At 66.6% G+C, this 1603-nt stretch carries 2 protein-coding genes; both read right to left on the reverse strand.

What is annotated here, in order from left to right:
- Nucleotides 1–1020 (reverse strand): phosphomannomutase (locus ABY403_RS16360; RefSeq protein WP_372841872.1); only part of this gene is annotated, 1020 nt, incomplete at its 3' end.
- The coding region (locus tag ABY403_RS16365) for a cupin domain-containing protein (protein ID WP_372841873.1) at nucleotides 1007–1603 on the reverse strand (597 nt) is incomplete at its 5' end. The genes ABY403_RS16360 and ABY403_RS16365, both read right to left, overlap by 14 nt.

The following is a 1603-nucleotide window of genomic DNA, read 5'->3' on the forward strand; positions in this document are numbered from 1 at the left end:
GCGAAAATAATGGTGCGCCGACATCTCGCCGCCGTAAACCGCACCGGTTTCGCGTAGCGCCTGCTTGAGAAACGCATGGCCCGTGCGCGAGGCGACTGCCTGCCCGCCCGCGCGCGCCACCACGTCTTGCGTGTTCCATATCACCCGGGGGTCGTGCACGATTTTCGCGCCCGGTTCCTTGGTCAGAAACGCCTCGGCCAGTAGCCCCACGATATATTCGCCGGGGATGTAGCTGCCGGTGTGATCGAACAGAAAGCAGCGGTCAAAATCACCATCCCAAGCCACACCCATCTCTGCGCCCGCGGCGATCACGGCGCGCGCGGTCGCCGGCTGGTTCTCGGGCAAAAGCGGGTTCGGAATGCCGTTGGGAAAGCTGCCATCGGGCGCATGGTGTAACCGCACGAACTCCAGCGGCGCGCCCTTGGCCGCAAGTGCGGCGGCCAGCGCGTCGAACGTCGGCCCCGCGGTACCATTGCCCGCGTTGACGAGGATTTTCATTGGCCTCAGCGCCGCGATATCGATGAACGAAAGCACCCGCGCCACATAGGCCGCGCGCGCCTCGGGGCAGGGGGTTACCCGCCCGCCTGCGCGGCGGGGCGCGAAATCGCCGCGCTCTGCCAGCGTGCGGATCGCGGCAAGCCCGGTATCGGCGCTAAGCGGTGCCGCGCCCTCGCGCACCATCTTCATGCCGTTGTAATCCATCGGGTTGTGCGAGGCGGTTACGGTGATGCCGCCATCTGCGCCCAAATGCGAAGTGGCAAAATACATCTCTTCTGTGCCCGAAAGGCCAAGGTCCAACACCTCGGCCCCCGCCGCCATCAATCCCTCGGCCACCGCCCCCGCCAGCGCGACTGACGAGGCGCGACAGTCGCGCCCCAACACCACCCGCCGCGCGCCCAGCACTTCGGCGAAGGCGTGCCCGATGCGGTGCGCGATCGCCGCGTTCAACTCCGCTCCCAGACGGCCGCGCACGTCGTAGGCCGTAAAGCAGCTAAGCGCTTTGGCGTCAGCTTCTGGCATAGACGTCCTCGTAGCGAATGATGTCGTCTTCGCCGAGGTAGGCACCGGTTTGCACTTCGATCAGCACTATCGGCAGCTTGCCGGGATTTTCCATCCGGTGCACAGCGCCAAGCGGGATGTAAACCGACTGGTTCTCGCTTATCAGCTGCACCTTGCCGTCGATCGTGATGCGCGCGGTGCCCGCCACCACGATCCAGTGTTCCGCGCGGTGATGATGGCTTTGCAGGCTAAGCGCCGCGCCGGGTTTCACCACGATGCGCTTGACCTGAAACCGCGCCCCCTCGACCAGGCTTTCGAACCAGCCCCAAGGGCGGTGGTCAACCGGAAACGCCTCGGCCTGGCGCGCACCGCGCGCCCGCAGCGCTGCCACCGCCTGCTTGACGCGCTGCCCGTCGGATTTGCGCGCTACCAGCACCGCATCCCCCATCGCCACCGCAACGATACCGTCAAGCCCGATCCCGACGAGTTCCAGCCCCTCGGCCTCCGACCGCAAGAGCGTGTCGCGGCAGTCGATTGCGGTGGCATGCGCCGAGGTCGCATTGCCCGCGCCATCGGTGCCGCTTTCCTGCCAGACCGCCTCCCA

This window comes from Phaeovulum sp., assembly GCF_041596715.1.
Classification (GTDB): domain Bacteria; phylum Pseudomonadota; class Alphaproteobacteria; order Rhodobacterales; family Rhodobacteraceae; genus UBA6213.